The sequence below is a fragment of the Butyricicoccus sp. Marseille-Q5471 genome (assembly GCF_951230135.1).
In the GTDB taxonomy this organism is placed as follows: Bacteria; Bacillota; Clostridia; order Oscillospirales; family Butyricicoccaceae; genus Agathobaculum.
In genome coordinates, this window is record NZ_CATNVC010000008.1 from 94,007 (window position 1) to 110,209 (window position 16,203).

A 16,203-nucleotide genomic window follows, 5' to 3' on the forward strand; every position below is an offset into this window, starting at 1 on the left:
ACATTTTGCTCAGCATTTGCCATAGTACACAGAATGTACAAGTTATATACGGCGCTTTTCCGCACAAGATACTATCAGCAAAACCCAAACAACCAATTGAAAAGGAGAGAAAAACAATGACTTCTACGAACAATGGTTCCAATCAGGGTATGGTACCCGAAGCTCGCGCCGCTATGGATCGCTTCAAGATGGAGGCTGCTGCCGAAGTTGGCGTAAACCTGAAGCAGGGTTACAACGGCGATCTGACTTCTCGTCAGGCAGGTTCGATCGGTGGTCAGATGGTTAAGAAAATGATTGAATCCTATGAGCAGAAGCTGGCTGGTCAGGGCTAATTAACCCATAAAAAAGCGCTGTTTTCGTGTAAATAATCACGAAAACAGCGCTTTTCCTATGTCTTAAAAACGCTCCTATCGTGCACATCAAGATAGATGGGTAAATTACATGTTTTGCAAAGCGTCGGTAAAAATCATGGTCTTCAAAAAAACATTTTGCACTTGAATTCATACTGAATCTATGGTATAACAGAAGAAAGGAGTTTGAACATGAAAATTTCAACAAAAGGAAGATATGCTCTGCGCCTTATGATTGATTTGGCACAGCAAGATGTCGGTATTTATGTGCCGCTGCGGGATATTTCCAAGCGTCAGGAAATTTCAGCGAAGTATTTGGAACAGATTGTCGTTCAACTCTCGCGTGCGGGTTTCGTTCGCTCTACAAGGGGTGCACAGGGCGGATATCAACTTGCAAAGACACCCAATGAATATACGGTGGGCGATATTTTACGTATCACCGAAGGATCGCTTGCGCCAGTTGCCTGCCTTGAAAATGACCCTATTGAGTGTGATCGCGCAGGGGAATGCATTACACTCGATTTTTGGAGAGGCCTGTTTGATGTCATCAACGCTTATGTGGATGCCACTACATTGGAAGACCTCATTAATCGCGGCAAAGTGCTGGATTTTTCAATTTGAGCAATAAAAACGGACGATACATGTATCGTCCGTTTTTTTTATGCCTGTTTATGCTCGATGGAGCACTCTTTTCGCGCCGCGCAGCAGTTCTTTGCAGTTAATCAAAAAGACCAAGCAGAAGAGCAGCAGCTGCCAAATCAGCCAGAATGGCGGTTCAAGCAGCATGAGCGCCGCCTGAAGCGAAGTAAGGGCTACGGTGATTACCAGACGCGGCAGCTTCCAACGCACCGGCATGAAGCGGCGGCTGTCTAATGCGCGATAAAGGAAGAGGAAGAAATAACTGATGAGCGTAGCAAGTGCTGCGCCGTTACCACCCATGTTGAGTAAATTGGGATGGATGAAAATGTAGTTGAGCGTCAAGTTGAGTACGGCTGAAAACGCTGTGCTCATGAAGGAAGGGAAGGTGCGCTTTTCAAGCATATAAACGCTGTTTTGAAAGCTAGATAGACAGGAAAATCCCGCACCGAGAGCAAGCAGGGGAATGAAGGTCCATCCGATATAATAATCTGGTGCTGCAATCAGTTTCATCGCAAGTTTGGAGCACATCACGCCACCGGATACGACAATGAACACGATGGAGGCGTAAGCGTTGCCTACATTTGAGAAAAAATGCACCTGTTCCTTATGGCTATTGTCATTGATACTTGAGATTTGCCATGCATCCACAAAAATGGAAGCCACCAGACTAATCAATGTAGGTATTTTGTAAGAAACAGAATAAATACCGCTTTCTGCCGTATCACGAAACCGGGCCAGAAACATCTGATCGGAAAAACCGATGACAAATACAAGAATGGCTGCCGGAACAAGCGGCAGTGCATATTGCAGCATGCTTCTCCAAAGGTGTGTGTTGAGTTTGCGAAAGCTGAAAAATCTCCAGAGTTTTGCAATTAAGATTAAGCAAACAGAAGACAGTGCATCGGCGCAAATGACCGAAAAAACATAGCCAAAGATGCTCCATTCAAATACAGCAAGAAACAAAATGTTGAAAAGAATGGTCATCATCGTGCGGAAGATGCCATCAATTGCATACAGTTTGACCATGCCCTTGGCGCGAATGAATTGGCTACAAACATTTTGCAGGCAGGAAGTCAGGACATACAAGTAAATCAAATAGGCATAGGGCATCAGCGAATGTGCGCCGCCTGACGAAGTCTTGTATTGGACGAGGTTGAGAATCGGCGAGAACGGCAGCGAAATTAAAAAGCCGCAAAGCACCGTCACAATGCCGATGGAGAATACTTCATCCTTGCGATGCGCTTTTTCCAATCCATACCGAATGACCGCCTGACCAATGGAGACAGATACAATAGGATAAAGAATGTTGGTCGTTTTCATGATAAGGTCGGCAACGCCCATTTCATCCGGCGCAAGTATGCCGGTGTAAAACCGCATCATGAAAAATACGAGCAGTTTGGAACTGAACGTACCGATTGCAAAGATAAAGGTGTTGTTCAACAGACGCTTGTACTGGTTCATGAATACTCCTTTACGCGCCCTTGCGCAAACGGATGGTATGGCAGCGGTCAATTAAGCGGTCGGTGACCCACGCAGCGACAAAGCCGCACAGTGCGCCAATCACCGCACCGCCGAGCACATCGGTCGGATAATGAACACAGGCGTACAGACGGGAAAAAGCAATCATCGCGGCAGGCAAATAGGCGGCAATGCCCGCCCAGCGCCAATGATAACACAGCGCAGTTGCAGCGGCGAAGGACGATAAGGCGTGCCCTGACGGGAAGGACCATCGATCCCCCGGATCGACCAAAGCGATTAAGTCATCGTGCGTCACAAAGGGGCGCGGGCGCTGAATCATTTCTTTGAGCCACACGTTTCCGACGAGCAGGCCCAGTAACAGCGCACAGGAAACAGCAACGCCTGCACGGCGCGTTTTTCGAAAACAGAGCAGCACAATGGCCAGAACAATCCAGAGGATTCCTTTATCACCAAGCGCGGTAATAAGGGCCCAAAATGAATCCGAAGCGCCGCCTCTCCAAGCACTGGAGATCTGTAACAGGATATCATAGTCAAAGGTGTGAATAATGTCAAGTAAGACGTCCATTTGCTGTCAGGTCCTTTCGGATTTATGAGTTTTTACGTTCCTGCATATGATCAAATTGGTTTACCATCAGTGCAATTGCCTGATCGCCGGTGACATTGGTCGCCGTGCCGAAGCTGTCCTGCGAGAAGTGCAGCGCAATAATAAGCTGCTGCATCGCAGGCGTAAAGCCGAGCATGGAAGAAATCAGGCCAAGCGCCGCCATCACACCGCCGCCGGGAACGCCGGGTGCGGCTACCATGGTCACGCCGAGCATCATAATATAGGGGGCGAACATGGAAAATGACGGAGTCAGACCACTCGCAATCATGATACCCATTGCGCCAAGAACGAGACAAATGGTGTCGCCATTGAGGTTAATGGTCGCGCAAAGCGGAATGCAGAAATCTGCTACATCCTCTTCCACATCATTGTTGTAGGCGCAGCCAAGCGCAACTGGGATGGTGGAGGCAGAAGACTGTGTGCCAAGCGCAGTGAAATATGCGGGTGCAACGTTTTTCATACTCTTAAAGTGATTTTTGCGACAAACTGCGCTTGCCAAAGCAAATTGAGACAAGATATACAGCAGCTGCAATGCCAGAATAATGACATACAGCGAAGCAAACATTTTGACCGTTGCAAAGATGCGGCCTTCGGCCGCAATGCTGCAGAACAGGCAGGCAATATGCACCGGAATCAGCGGAATAATGATGCGAGAGAGCACACCGGTAACGATTTTCTGTAAATCACGGCACACACCGAGCAGGGAAGAACCCTTAATATTCGCCATGCCGATACCTAACGTAAAGGCGAGAATCAACGCGGTCATCACACCGAACAGTGGCGGAATCTCAATGGAAAAGAACGGTTCAAATGCATTCGCCTCTAATACATGGCCCGAGATAGGTTGAATCAGCATTGGCAGTGCAGCCTTGCCGATAAAAAACGCCACGAAACCGGAAATCACGGTTGTCCCATAAGCGAGCAGCAGGGTGATGCCAAATAGGCGATTGGCCTTTTTGCCCAGTTCCGCTAAACCCACCGTGATGAAGGATACAATAATCAGCGGAATCATAAACGACAGAAAGCTTGAGAAAAGCGAGGAAAAGGTAGTCAGCAGCCGTACAACGGAAACAAAGCCGACTGATTCTGAAATGCCGAACCACCCGCCGCACAGTCCAAGCAGCGTTCCGAACACAATGCCGGTGATTAATCTTGCTAATAAACCGAAATGTTTCAAATTTACATACTCTCCTTTATACAATCAGCCTAACCACTATACCAGAAAATTCGCTCTATTTCAAGGTTATGGATAGGGAAAACAAACGGAAAAATTGCAAAAAGGACTTGACAAGTCGGCTGGCAAAGGATAATATAGGTACATATTACAAAGTGATGAATGGGTAAAGTAATTGCCGGATGTCCGCAGAGAGCTGTCGGTTGGTGTAAGACAGTGGCAAAACGTGATGAAACTCGCCCAGGAGCTGTCTGCTGAAGGTGGAAACACTGGTAAGTATGATCGGATGCCCTCCGTTACAGGGGAGACGCATTGTTTGATGCGCACGAGTGGCCGGCTTTCCGGCAACAAGAGTGGTACCGCGGAGCTTTCGCTTCGTCTCTTACTTTCGGGTTAAGGGACGGAGCTTTTTTTGTCCCTAAAAACACATGGTAACATCAGAAAGAGAGGACAAAACTATGGAACGCACCATCAAAATTTTCGACACAACACTGCGTGACGGCGAGCAATCTCCCGGCTGCAGCATGAACCTGAACGAAAAAATCGAAGTTGCCAAGGAACTGGAGTCACTGGGTGTTGACATCATTGAAGCCGGCTTTGCTATTGCTTCGCCGGGTGATGCGGCGGCCATTGCCGCCATTGCAGATACGGTGAAAAACTCCACCATCTGCTCGCTCGCCCGCTGCGTCGAAAAGGATATTGATGCCGCATGGAACGCCATCCGTATGGCAGATTCCGCCCGCATCCACGTATTTCTGGCTACTTCTCCGCTGCATATGGAGTATAAGCTGAAAATGAAGCCGGAGCAGGTGCTGGAGTCCATTGCTCACAATGTGGCGTACGCCAAAAAATACTGCCCGGATATTGAGTTCTCGGCAGAAGATGCGACTCGATCCGATCTTGACTTTCTGTGTCGCGCGTTCGAGGCTGCCATCAAAGCAGGCGCGACCACGCTGAACATTCCTGATACGGTGGGTTACATGGCCCCTGAAGAGTACGCTGCCCGCGTCCGCTATCTGCGCGAGCATACGCCGGGAATTGAAAACGTCATCCTGTCCTGCCACATGCACAATGATTTAGGAATGGCGGTTGCCAATTCGCTGGCCGGCGTGCAGGCAGGCATCGACCAAATTGAGTGCACGATTAATGGCATTGGCGAGCGCGCGGGTAATGCGTCAATGGAAGAATGCGTGATGGCACTCAAAACCCGTAAGGACTTCTTTGGAATTGATTGTAAGATTGATACGACACAGATTTACCGCGCGAGCCGTATGATTCAGACGATTACGGGCGTACCAGTTTCCCCGACAAAGCCGATTGTCGGTGCAAATGCGTTTGCGCATGAGTCGGGTATCCATCAGCACGGCGTGATGGCAAACAAGGAAACCTACGAGATTATGACACCTGAATCGGTTGGTATTCCGAAAAACGCCATTGTACTGGGCAAGCACTCGGGTCGTCATGCGTTTGAGGATCGTCTGCGCGAGCTGGGTTATGCGCTCGATCAAGAGAAACTCGATAAGGTATTTGCTAAGTTCAAGGCATTAGCGGATAAGAAGAAAGTCATCAAGGATCGCGATTTGGAAGCGCTCATCGGTGTTGTACCGGTTTCGGGCGAGGAACGCTACGCACTTGACAACTTTGTTATCAATTCAGGCAATTCAATTACTTCGACTGCCGTCATCCGGTTGAAGAAGGGCGACGAGACCTGCGAGCGCGTTGCGGCTTCGGACGGCCCGATTAATGCAGCATATCGTGCGATCAACAAGATCGTTGGCAAGGAAATTGTGCTTGAGGACTACTCTCTCAAATCTATGACCGACGGCGAGGACGCACAGGCGGAAGCAATCGTTAAGATTGTAATCGACGATGGCGATATGGTGACCGGCCGCGGCGTGTCGACCGACGTAATTGAAGCCTCGATTAAGGCCTACGTCAACGGCATCAACAAGTACTTTCTGAACTGATTAGGGGGATAAATAATCATGGGAATGACAATGACCCAAAAAATCCTCGCGCATCACGCGGGATTGGAGAGCGTTTCGGCAGGACAACTGATTGAAGCGAACGTCGATTTGACACTTGCAAATGACATTACAGGCCCTGTTGCCATTCGAGAAATGGAGAAGGCTGGATTTAAAACGGTGTTTGACAACACGAAGATTGCACTTGTCATGGATCACTTCGTGCCGAATAAGGACATTAAGTCGGCGGAGCAGTGCCTTGAGTGCCGCGAATTCTCTAAAAAGCATCAAATTGTTAACTTTTTTGATGTGGGTGAAATGGGCATCGAGCATGCGCTCCTCCCCGAAAAAGGTTTGGTAGCCGCGGGCGAACTCATCATCGGCGCGGACAGCCACACCTGTACTTACGGCGCGCTTGGCGCATTTTCGACCGGTGTTGGTTCGACCGACCTCGCTGCCGGCATGGCAACGGGTAAGGCCTGGTTCAAGGTGCCGTCCGCTATTAAATTTGAGCTGAAGGGCAAACTGCAGCCGGATGTATCGGGCAAGGATGTGATTTTGCATATTATCGGCAAAATTGGTGTGGATGGCGCACTGTATCGTTCGATGGAGTTTGCCGGCGAGGGCGTTGCTGCGCTTTCGATGGATGATCGCTTTACAATCTGCAACATGGCTATCGAAGCCGGTGCGAAGAACGGTATTTTCCCGGTTGACGAGAAAACCATGAAATATATGAACGGCCGTGTGAATCGCACGCTGAATATCGCATCGGCCGATGCGGATGCTGCCTACGATGAGACCTATGTCATTGACCTGAATACGCTGCGTCCGACGATTGCCTGTCCACACCTGCCGGAAAACACGAAGACGATTGATGAATTGGAGCGAATTGAAATCAATCAGTCGGTTATTGGCTCGTGCACGAACGGACGTATCGAGGATATGCGCGTTGCGGCTGCGATTCTTAAGGATCGTCATGTTGCCAAGGGCGTTCGCACGATTGTCATTCCGGCGACCCAGTCGATTTACCTGCAGTGTATCGAGGAAGGTCTTGCGAAAATCTTCATTCAGGCCGGCGCAGTGCTCTCTACTCCGACCTGCGGCCCTTGCCTGGGCGGTTATATGGGCATTTTGGCGCATGGAGAGAAGACCGTTGCAACGACCAACCGTAACTTTGTCGGCCGTATGGGTCATGTGACCTCGGAAATCTATCTGGCGAGCCCCGCGGTTGCGGCGGCTTCGGCTGTCGCGGGCTACATTTGTGCGCCCGAAGCGCTGTAAGGGAGGAACAGAACGATGAATGCAAAAGGCAAGGTTTTTAAATACGGTGATAACGTTGATACGGACGTAATTATTCCGGCGCGCTATCTGAACATTGCAGATCCCAAGGAACTGTCCGCTCATGCGATGGAAGACATCGATACCGAATTCGTCAACAAGGTTCAGCCCGGCGACGTGATTGTAGCGACCAAAAACTTTGGCTGCGGCTCGTCTCGTGAGCATGCGCCGCTAGTGATTAAGGAAAACGGCGTTTCATGTGTCATTGCAAGTTCGTTTGCGCGTATTTTCTATCGCAATGCAATCAACATTGGTCTGCCGATTCTCGAATGCGAGGCCGCGGCAAACGGTATTGATGCAGGCGACGAAGTCGCGGTCGATTTTGATACCGGTGTGATTCAAAATATCACAAAGGGTGAGACGTATCAGGCGGCGGCCTTTCCTCCGTTTATCCAGAGCATCATCAAAGCGGGCGGCCTGTTGAAGTCGCTCAAGGAAAGAGGCGAATGAGCGATGAAGTACAATATCGCAGTGGTCAAGGGTGACGGAATCGGACCTGAAATTGTCACGGAGGCCATGAAAACGCTTGATGTGATTGGCGAAAAGTTTGGGCACGCCTTCGAGTTTAAGGAAGTTCTTGCGGGCGGCTGCTCAATCGACGCAAATGGCGTACCGCTGACGCAGGAAACCATCGATATTTGTAATGCTGCCGACTCGGTGCTGCTTGGTGCGGTTGGCGGCCCGAAATGGGACGATGTGCCCAGCGAAAAGCGTCCGGAAAAGGCGCTGCTTGGCCTGCGCGCGGCTTTGGGTCTGTTCGTGAATCTGCGCCCGGCGCAGATGCACAAAGCGCTCGCCGATGCATGCCCCATCAAACCGGAAATCATCGGTGACGGCTTTGATATTCTCGTCTGCCGTGAGCTGACCGGCGATGTTTACTTCGGTAAGCACTACCGCCGTGAAAGCGAAAACGGCTGGGGCGTGGTTGGCGCGGATGATATGAATTACTCTGCCTATGAGGTGGAGCGAATCGGCCGCCGCGCGTTTGAAATGGCAATGAAGCGGAGCAAGAAGGTTTGCTCGGTTGACAAAGCAAATGTGTTGGAAACCAGCCGTGTTTGGCGTGAGACAATGCACCGTATTAAGGATGAATATCCCGAGGTGGACTATACGGATATGTACGTGGATAACTGTGCGATGCAGCTTGTCCGCAATCCGGGTCAGTTCGATGTCATTGTAACGGGTAACTTGTTTGGCGATATTCTGTCGGATGAAGCATCTATGATTACAGGTTCGATTGGCATGCTGCCTTCGGCCTCGATGAACGAAACCGGAAAGGGCATGTACGAGCCGATTCATGGATCAGCTCCCGATATTGCGGGCAAGGGCATTGCCAACCCGATTGCGACGATTCTGTCGTGCGCAATGATGCTGCGTTATTCCTTTGGGCTGATGAGCGAGTCAGCGGCGATTGAGAATGCGGTTACAACGGTTCTGAATGCCGGCCATCGCACAGCCGATATCGCGGCTCGGGGCGAAGAAGTCTGTTCTACTGCCGAAATGGGGCAGTTGATTCGCAGCGCACTATAAAATAGAACAAGGCGAAGACTCGATTTGACAGAGTCTTCGCCTTGTTGTTTTTGGATGTGAAAAGAATGCCCCCTCTGTTCTTTCGCCCGGTTTCGGGACATATATAAAAAGGGAAGTTGTGTTTTGCCTTGGCATGCACCAATCAGGGGGTACGCAAATGCAAGAAGTGTCGCAGTTTATTAAGCCGGATTATGCCATACTCGTTGCCGTTTTGTATTGTCTCGGCTGTGGCTTGAAGGCGTTAAAAAAGTTTCCCAACCAGTGGATACCGTTCGTGCTGACTGTTTGCGGCGTAGGATTGGCATGCTTGTCTGTGTTAGCGCGATTTTCGGAATATGCGAATCTGGCTGCCGCAATATATGATGGTGTGGTACAGGGCGTACTGTGTACCGGCATGTCGGTGTACACAAATGAGGTCATCAAGCATTGGAATTCCTGTAATTGTTCAGATAAAGGGTAAAATAATTTGCAAAGAGCCAAGGCAAGCTGAAAGACTTGCCTTGGCTCTTTTGAATACAAAATAGGAGAGGGTAATTAACAGTACTTTGCGATGTGCGCCTTGGTAACCTCGGCTGCCTTCTTGACGTTTTCTTCCTGCGACAGCTCATAGTAAGCGGGGCGGAATACTTCAATCGTGCAGACATCGCCTTCAAAGCCAATTTTTTTAAGGGTGTCAGCATAGCGTTTGTGATCGAGACAGTCACCCTCTTCACCGGGCCACAGGCGCTTTTCGTCATTGTTGTAAGCTGCGCCGCAGGGCATATCTTCCATGCCGTTGAGATGCCAGACAAAAATCTTCTTGCCGTCTGCTTTCTCCAGCGTCTCCCACTGAGATGCCATTGCGTGGAAGTGGTACTGGTCAAGGGTAATGCCGACGAGAGGGGAGCCAACCGCCGTTACGATGTCATAAGCATACTCAAAACGGTTGATGGACATGGTGGGGCAGCCGCAGAATTCAAGGCTCAGCTTGATGCCGTACGGCTCAACCTTTTTGACCATTTCCTTAAGTACCGCTACAGCATCATCCTTAATCTGTCCGACAGTCGCGTGAACGTTGAGGTCCATGGAAGGTACAACAACAATCATTTTGCAGCCGAGGATGTTGCAGCGGCGAATAATTTCGTCAAGCTCAGCCATCACTGCATCCTTTTCCTGCTGTGTCTGCTTCATATTAAAGAAAATCAGTGCGTTATAGGAAAGCATCTTCAGATGATGAGTCTGGAACCAGTTGCCCATCTCCTCCAGCGTATACTTGCCGGCTTCCAGATCGCGGTTCAGGCACTCAGACTGGATGTCAATGTAGTCAAAACCGTACTTCTCGCACAGTTCAAGATCTTTCATAACAGAATGATCCTTGCAGAAACGGTTGCAGCCTTCGTTAAATCCGATTTTCATAATTGTTTGCTCCTTTTCTTACTTCTGATAGAATGCAGGGGTATCGCCGAAAGAAACCTCCTCCATCTTGCCCGACTTCTGTGCCGCAACAAGAGCATCTGCGGTCACTTCAGCAATATAGCCATCCCAAGCGGTCGGGCCGTTTACTTCGCCCTTCAGTGCGCTGCTGATCCAGTCCTGAAGTTCCACATCATAGGAATCAATAAAACGAAGGATCCAGTTCTGCTCGATTGCAGTGGAGATTGCACAGTCCTTACGAACGGTCGGGAAGGACGGGCAGGGGAGATTGATAACGCCTTCTTCACATACGACTTCACAGTTAATGTCATATCCGAACTTGCAGTTGACATAAACTTCGAGGATAACCGTTACACCGGTCTTGCTCTGCATAATCATTACCTGCGGATCCATCAGGCCTTCATGTGCATTCTTGGTGTTTGCGCCGGTGATGACCTGTACCTTGGCCCAGTCGTCGTTCAGCAACCAATGCAGGCAGTCGATTTCATGGATTGCGGTATCCGTAACCGCCATTTCGGTAGAGTAGGAATCGTCAACCGAAATAGCACGGTGTGTGCACTTGACTACCAGCGGCTTGCCGAAGCTGCCGCCGTCAAGCAGTTCCTTCACCTGATTGTAGCCACGGTCATAGCGACGCATGAAGCCAACCTGAACGAGGTGCTTGCCGGAGGCAATTTCCGCTTCTACGATCTCCTTGCAGTCAGCCGCGGTTGTGCACAGCGGCTTCTCGCAGAACACCGGCTTGCCGGCCTTTACAGCAGCCATAACGGCTTCCTTGTGCGCAAAACCCGGTGTTGTGACGACGATGGCATCCACTTCGCTGTCGTTTACAATGGATGCAACATCTGTATAGATGCGGCAGTTTTCGCCGGCCATAGCAGCACCGCGCTTAGCGCCTTCTTCAAATACATCCATTACTGCAACAACTTCGCTGTTCTGCAGTTTGTGTGCCAGACGATTAATATGTTCGCGGCCGATTGCGCCGCAGCCTACAACGCCGATTTTCAGATTTCCCATGATAGATTCTCCTTCTCAAAATATAGATATGAGTTTTGGCAATCCACGGAGATTATAAATCCGCGGCGCCTTCGATGCCCTTATTATAGGCTTGTGTTCACGTGAACACAAGCATTTTTTGAAAAAAATTTAAACTTTGTCAACGTGAATAAATGAGGGTCAGAAAAATTGTAAATTTTAGTGTGCACGGTCACGCAGCAATGCCGAGAGGTGAAAACAGAATATAAATGCCAATCGCGAGTACGATGCCGACAATCGATACAATATGTCGGTACTTCCAAGGCGTCAGATCGACCGCGCCGACATCGTGAATTTCGTAATACTCACCTGCACGATATTTATTGAGCCACCACATGATTGCCAGTTCGATGGGAAAGAGAACCGCCATGGCGTATAAGTAGTGAATAGGATTGCTTGCGCCGGGATAGCACGGCTTCAGCAACAAAAAGAACGCATAACAGACAACGTGGAACACGGTAATCACCTTGGGCGCATACTTGGGTAAGCGTTTGAACATGAATACGCCGAGAATAGTGCACAGCACGGGAAGCGACACAAACTGACTCATTGAGTTCAAGAAAGTTGTGATGCCGTTGGCATACATGACAAAGGGAGCCACAACAATTGAGATGCAACCCGCAATTGTGCCGTAAATCTTGCCGACCTGAACACATTTAATATCGGAAGCCTTCGGATTGATTGTTGAACGATACAAATCAAGCGTAAACATAGTTGAAGCCGAATTCAGCACCGAATTGAAGGAAGATAAAATCGCGCCGAACATGACTGCGGCAAAGAAGCCCATGACAGGCTTCGGGACGATTTCTGCAATCAGCGCGGGGTACGCAAAGTCAATCGCGGAAGAGCCAGCAGCTGCCAGTTTGTCCTGAATGGACGGCAAATAGAACGCGATAATTCCCGGAACAACAAGGTACAGGGGACCAAGGCACTTGAGGAAACCGCAGAAAATCGCGCCCTTTTGGCCTTCCTTCAAACTCTTTGCTGCTAAGGAGCGTTGTACAAATGACTGATTGGTGCACCACCAGTACAAGTTATTGAAAAACATACCGGTAATCAGCAGCGGCCATGGAACCTGAGGTTCGGGTGCATTCCATGCATTGATTGCGTTGAGTTTTGTAGGATCTGCCTCAATAATGTATCGAACGCCATCCAGAATGCCATTGCCACCGGTTGCGGCGGATAGTGCAGCAAATCCGAGAAAGGGAATCATCAAGCCGCCGATAATCAGGCCGACACCATTGATGGTGTCCGATACTGCAACAGCTTTTAGACCACCGAAAATTGCATAACAGCCGCCTACAATACCAACAATGACACAAAGTCCTGCGACGGCAGCAAATTTAGAAACACCCAAAATGCCGGAAATATCAAAAATCTGCTCGAATACAACGGCGCCGGAATATAAAATAACCGGCAGATTGAGGATAGAATACATGATGACGATAATTAGAGAGAACATCGTCTTGGTGCCGCGGCCATACCGCTCTTCCATCAGCGACGGGATAGTCATGGCACCCATTTTCAGAAATCTGGGAAGAAAATAGTAGGCGAGCGCAAGAAGGGTGAACATGGAACCAACTTCCCAGGCGATTGGACCCATATTAGTTTTCCAGCTCTGTCCGTTTAGTCCGACCAGCTGCTCGGCGGAAAGATTGGTGAGCAGAAGTGATCCGGCGATCACGACTCCGGGCAGGCCTCGTCCTGCGAGAAAATAACCTTCTGCAGTGTCAAGGTTATCGCCGCGGGTCTTCCAGCTGGAAATGACCGCAACCATAACGGTGAACAACAGAAAGGAGATGGCGATCCACGCCAGTGAATTAAAAAATTGCATGAGATACTCCTTTGCCGATACTGTAAATAATGAATCGGTGCGGCGTGCACGTGAACGCACCTTGCGTTTATTACAATAACATGGGTGCGAGATTGAGACAAGATGGAAGAATGACCAAAATAGTGTGTTGCCTTTTAGTTAATTCGACAATAAGGAAAAATCTTTAGCTCTTGTCAAATGAAAGAATACGTATTATACTACTAATAAGTCTTGCGTGCATTGCACATAAGAGGCGTATCATTTACATCTTGGAGGGCCTGAAAAATGGCAGTAACACAGGAGCAAATTGCGAAGTTGGCCGGTGTCTCACGTGGCACTGTGGATCGAACATTAAATAATCGAGGTCGCGTAGACCCCGAAGTTGCTGAGCGTATTCGAAAAATTGCTGACGAATTGGGATATCGACCGAACCGCGCGGGCAGCCTCTTGGTACGAACAAAGCGCTCGCTGCGAATCGGCGTTGTGCTCCAGTCTGTGGAAACTGCATTCATGTCTACAGTACTATCGGAAATTGAAAGGGCGCGTCCGCACATACAGGAGATGGGAGCCGAACTGCTCGTCTACACCACGAATAACATAGATTTGGGGGAACAGCTACGACTTCTGGATGAGTTGGAACGCGAAAAGGTAGATGGTATTGCGTTAACTCCTGTTGAAGATGATCGGATATGTGATCGCATTAATGAACTCTTTGCAGTCGGCATTCCTGTGGTAACATTCAATACTGATATGCCTGGTTCGCGTCGCCTGTGTTACGTAGGACAGGATAACTATTTGAGTGGGCGAACTTGTGCAGGTCTGATGAATATTTTACTCGGCGGTATCGGCACGGTGCTTATGGTGACGGGATACGTATCAAATCTGTCACAGCAAAGGCGAATTGACGGGTTTAGTGCTGAAATTCGTGCAGAATATCCCGGAATTAAATTGCTGCCGCTTGAGCGATGCAGTGATAGCGGTGCAATTGCACGAGAAATTGTGCTGCGTGTGCTGAAAGAAAACCCAGAGGTGCACGGCTTATATTTTTCTGCCGGAGGGCCGGAGGGCGGCTGTGCCGCCTTGCAGGAACTGGGCTTGCAAGGCAAGGTGCGTGTTATCGGACATGACTGCACACCGGCAAATGTACGTTTTGCCCGGGCAGGACTCATCGACTTCTTGATTGATCAGGACGCACACAGTCAGGCGGTTAAACCCCTTGAGATTTTGCTGGATTATGTGTTGACGGGGACAAGGCCCCAAACGGAATATATGTTAACAAATATTGATATTCGCAATCGATATAATGTCTAAAAGCAATATATAGAAGGTTATCGCCGCTCTACGAAAGTTTTTTCGGAGGGCGGTGTTATTTTATTCGTGTGTGCACGAGAACACGCAGAAGGTTTATATTGTACAAGATGACTGGTCAACATCTGTCAATATTCCATAAAGTTGAGCAAAATATGCAAATTGGTCTTGCAATTCAAATATGGTGTTGTTATAATCACAGCATCAGGAGTGTTCACGTGAACATGTTCCGAAATTTCTGGTGAATGTACACTTTTGATAGATTATTATCAATTTGATATTCAAAATTTTTCAGAATTCCATGTGACTCGCACACTGATTTGGTTTGGTGTTCGATTATAAATCAACGAGAAAGAAGAAGGAGAGGACGAAGAACATGAAAAAGAGACTGTTTGCAATGTTACTGGCGGGAACGATGATGGCAGGTATGCTGACCGGCTGCGGCGGCGGTGCGACCAATGGAGGTTCTGCGGACGGCGCGACCGACAGCGGTGCGGCATCGGGCGGCGACAAGAAAATCACCATGATTATGGCGCTGCGCGATGAGTGGCTGAGCGAAATGGAGGCAGGTGCGAAAAACAACTGCCCGAGCGGTGTCAGCTTTGAAACGCAGGATGCGCAGAACGACGCGGCAAAGCAGCTTCAGCAAATTGAAGCCGCGAAGAATGCCGGCGCATCCGCAATCATCATTAACCTCGTCGACCCGGAAACAGCAGGTGAAATGAAGGAAGCGGCAGGCGACCTGCCGGTCGTATTCGTCAACCGTTATCCCTCCGACCCGAGCGTGCTGGACGAAAACTGCATCTACGTTGGCTCGGATGAACACACCTCCGGCAAGTTCCAGGGTGAATGGCTGGCGGAGTATTTCAAGGGCAAGGGCCAGAACGATATTAAGTACATTTTGCTGAACGGCACTTTGGGCCAGACCTCGACCACACTGCGTACCGAGTCTGTGCTGAAGGCACTCAAGGACGCCGGAATCAATGCAGCCGAAGCAACCGCGCCGTTGGCCTGCGATTTTGACCGTGCCAAGGCGATGGATAAGTTTACCCCCCTCATCGGTTCAACCGAGTATGACTGCATCATCTCCAATAACGACGCAATGGCTTTGGGTGTTGTTGAAGCACTGGAGCAGAAGGGCATCGACCCTGCTGAGAAGCCGATTGTCGGCATTGATGCATCCAAGGATGGTCGTCAGGGTGTCAAGGACGGCAAACTGGCAATGAGCGTATTCCAGGATCCGGTTGGTCAGGGCAAGGGCGCAATCCTTGCAGCTGCTAACCTGATTAACGGCAAGGACATTTCCGAAGGTACGGGCTATGAGAAGGACGACACCGGCTTTGTGCTGTGGGTACCGTTTGAGCCTGTTACCGCCGAGAATGTTGCGGATTACGACTGATTTTTCACGAATACAGGAGAAGGGAGCCGTACATGAGCTGCGGCTCCCTCCTGATAAGGCGTTCAATGAAGAAGGGGTGAGGGACAATGAGTGAAGAATACATCCTGGAAATGCATGATATTGTCAAGGAATTTCCGGGCGTGCGCGCACTCAAGGG

Annotated in this window: 15 protein-coding genes and 1 other annotated feature; of the genes, 9 read left to right on the top strand and 6 right to left on the bottom strand. The window is 49.5% G+C overall.

The window, feature by feature from the left end; translation table 11 throughout:
* Positions 1-116: 116 nt before the first annotated feature.
* Together QOX26_RS10085 and QOX26_RS10090 are read left to right on the top strand one after the other, a co-directional pair.
* Entirely contained in the window at positions 117-332 is a 216-nt protein-coding gene (locus QOX26_RS10085) for an alpha/beta-type small acid-soluble spore protein (protein ID WP_283674847.1), read from the top strand.
* A gap of 210 nt (positions 333-542) precedes the next feature.
* Positions 543-971, top strand: a complete 429-nt coding sequence (locus QOX26_RS10090; RefSeq protein WP_283674848.1) for an RrF2 family transcriptional regulator — start codon at positions 543-545, stop codon at positions 969-971.
* A 48-nt stretch (positions 972-1,019) separates the two neighbouring features.
* Here QOX26_RS10090 and QOX26_RS10095 read toward each other — a convergent pair whose 3' ends face one another.
* From QOX26_RS10095 to QOX26_RS10105, 3 genes are read right to left on the bottom strand one after another with little or no spacing between them, the layout of a single operon-like run.
* The gene (locus tag QOX26_RS10095) at positions 1,020-2,450 is read right to left on the bottom strand and encodes a lipopolysaccharide biosynthesis protein (protein WP_283674849.1); all 1,431 of its coding nucleotides are present in this window, start codon (positions 2,448-2,450) and stop codon (positions 1,020-1,022) included.
* 10 nt (positions 2,451-2,460) lie between these two features.
* Positions 2,461-3,033 carry a phosphatase PAP2 family protein gene (locus tag QOX26_RS10100; protein ID WP_283674850.1) on the bottom strand — a complete coding sequence of 191 codons (573 nt, stop codon included), beginning with the start codon at positions 3,031-3,033 and terminating at the stop codon, positions 2,461-2,463.
* Between the two features lie 22 nt (positions 3,034-3,055).
* A complete protein-coding gene (locus QOX26_RS10105) occupies positions 3,056-4,249 on the bottom strand; it encodes a dicarboxylate/amino acid:cation symporter (protein WP_283674851.1) in 1,194 nt (397 codons plus the stop codon).
* A 146-nt stretch (positions 4,250-4,395) separates the two neighbouring features.
* Positions 4,396-4,632, top strand: a binding site (T-box leader).
* Positions 4,633-4,674: 42 nt separating this feature from the next.
* Between QOX26_RS10105 and QOX26_RS10110 the strand changes: the two genes are divergently transcribed.
* The 5 genes from QOX26_RS10110 (at position 4,675) to QOX26_RS10130 (ending at position 9,538) form a co-directional block, all read left to right on the top strand.
* A complete protein-coding gene (locus QOX26_RS10110) occupies positions 4,675-6,213 on the top strand; it encodes a 2-isopropylmalate synthase (RefSeq protein WP_283674852.1) in 1,539 nt (512 codons plus the stop codon).
* An 18-nt stretch (positions 6,214-6,231) separates the two neighbouring features.
* Positions 6,232-7,491 (top strand): 3-isopropylmalate dehydratase large subunit, encoded by a 1,260-nt coding sequence (leuC, locus tag QOX26_RS10115; RefSeq protein ID WP_283674853.1) that lies wholly within the window; start codon positions 6,232-6,234, stop codon positions 7,489-7,491.
* 15 nt (positions 7,492-7,506) lie between these two features.
* The gene (leuD, locus tag QOX26_RS10120) at positions 7,507-7,998 is read left to right on the top strand and encodes a 3-isopropylmalate dehydratase small subunit (RefSeq protein ID WP_283674854.1); all 492 of its coding nucleotides are present in this window, start codon (positions 7,507-7,509) and stop codon (positions 7,996-7,998) included.
* Positions 7,999-8,001: 3 nt separating this feature from the next.
* Positions 8,002-9,078 (top strand): 3-isopropylmalate dehydrogenase, encoded by a 1,077-nt coding sequence (gene leuB / locus QOX26_RS10125; protein ID WP_283674855.1) that lies wholly within the window; start codon positions 8,002-8,004, stop codon positions 9,076-9,078.
* A gap of 157 nt (positions 9,079-9,235) precedes the next feature.
* Entirely contained in the window at positions 9,236-9,538 is a 303-nt protein-coding gene (locus tag QOX26_RS10130) for a phage holin family protein (protein ID WP_283674856.1), read from the top strand.
* A gap of 74 nt (positions 9,539-9,612) precedes the next feature.
* Here the strand turns inward: QOX26_RS10130 and QOX26_RS10135 are convergent, their stop codons facing one another.
* From QOX26_RS10135 to QOX26_RS10145, 3 genes are all read right to left on the bottom strand, one after another.
* Entirely contained in the window at positions 9,613-10,473 is an 861-nt protein-coding gene (locus QOX26_RS10135; RefSeq protein WP_283674857.1) for a sugar phosphate isomerase/epimerase family protein, read from the bottom strand.
* A gap of 18 nt (positions 10,474-10,491) precedes the next feature.
* A complete protein-coding gene (locus QOX26_RS10140; protein WP_283674858.1) occupies positions 10,492-11,508 on the bottom strand; it encodes a Gfo/Idh/MocA family protein in 1,017 nt (338 codons plus the stop codon).
* A gap of 190 nt (positions 11,509-11,698) precedes the next feature.
* Positions 11,699-13,360 (bottom strand): solute:sodium symporter family transporter, encoded by a 1,662-nt coding sequence (locus tag QOX26_RS10145; RefSeq protein WP_283674859.1) that lies wholly within the window; start codon positions 13,358-13,360, stop codon positions 11,699-11,701.
* Positions 13,361-13,624: 264 nt separating this feature from the next.
* Here QOX26_RS10145 and QOX26_RS10150 point away from each other — a divergent pair, with 264 nt between their 5' ends.
* Positions 13,625-14,650, top strand: a complete 1,026-nt coding sequence (locus QOX26_RS10150) for a LacI family DNA-binding transcriptional regulator (RefSeq protein WP_283674860.1) — start codon at positions 13,625-13,627, stop codon at positions 14,648-14,650.
* Between the two features lie 373 nt (positions 14,651-15,023).
* Positions 15,024-16,046, top strand: a complete 1,023-nt coding sequence (locus QOX26_RS10155) for a substrate-binding domain-containing protein (RefSeq protein WP_283674861.1) — start codon at positions 15,024-15,026, stop codon at positions 16,044-16,046.
* Positions 16,047-16,203: the final 157 nt, after the last annotated feature.

Bases quoted from the DNA above. Each gene is read 5' to 3' on its own strand.
- QOX26_RS10085 (WP_283674847.1), top strand. From the start codon at position 117: ATGACTTCTACGAACAATGGTTCCAATCAGGGTATGGTACCCGAAGCT.
- QOX26_RS10140 (WP_283674858.1), bottom strand. From the start codon at position 11,508: ATGGGAAATCTGAAAATCGGCGTTGTAGGCTGCGGCGCAATCGGCCGC.
- leuB (WP_283674855.1), top strand. From the start codon at position 8,002: ATGAAGTACAATATCGCAGTGGTCAAGGGTGACGGAATCGGACCTGAA.
- leuC (WP_283674853.1), top strand. From the start codon at position 6,232: ATGGGAATGACAATGACCCAAAAAATCCTCGCGCATCACGCGGGATTG.
- QOX26_RS10100 (WP_283674850.1), bottom strand. From the start codon at position 3,033: ATGGACGTCTTACTTGACATTATTCACACCTTTGACTATGATATCCTG.
- QOX26_RS10110 (WP_283674852.1), top strand. From the start codon at position 4,675: ATGGTAACATCAGAAAGAGAGGACAAAACTATGGAACGCACCATCAAA.
- QOX26_RS10155 (WP_283674861.1), top strand. From the start codon at position 15,024: ATGAAAAAGAGACTGTTTGCAATGTTACTGGCGGGAACGATGATGGCA.
- leuD (WP_283674854.1), top strand. From the start codon at position 7,507: ATGAATGCAAAAGGCAAGGTTTTTAAATACGGTGATAACGTTGATACG.
- QOX26_RS10130 (WP_283674856.1), top strand. From the start codon at position 9,236: ATGCAAGAAGTGTCGCAGTTTATTAAGCCGGATTATGCCATACTCGTT.
- QOX26_RS10135 (WP_283674857.1), bottom strand. From the start codon at position 10,473: ATGAAAATCGGATTTAACGAAGGCTGCAACCGTTTCTGCAAGGATCAT.
- QOX26_RS10090 (WP_283674848.1), top strand. From the start codon at position 543: ATGAAAATTTCAACAAAAGGAAGATATGCTCTGCGCCTTATGATTGAT.
- QOX26_RS10150 (WP_283674860.1), top strand. From the start codon at position 13,625: ATGGCAGTAACACAGGAGCAAATTGCGAAGTTGGCCGGTGTCTCACGT.
- QOX26_RS10095 (WP_283674849.1), bottom strand. From the start codon at position 2,450: ATGAACCAGTACAAGCGTCTGTTGAACAACACCTTTATCTTTGCAATC.
- QOX26_RS10145 (WP_283674859.1), bottom strand. From the start codon at position 13,360: ATGCAATTTTTTAATTCACTGGCGTGGATCGCCATCTCCTTTCTGTTG.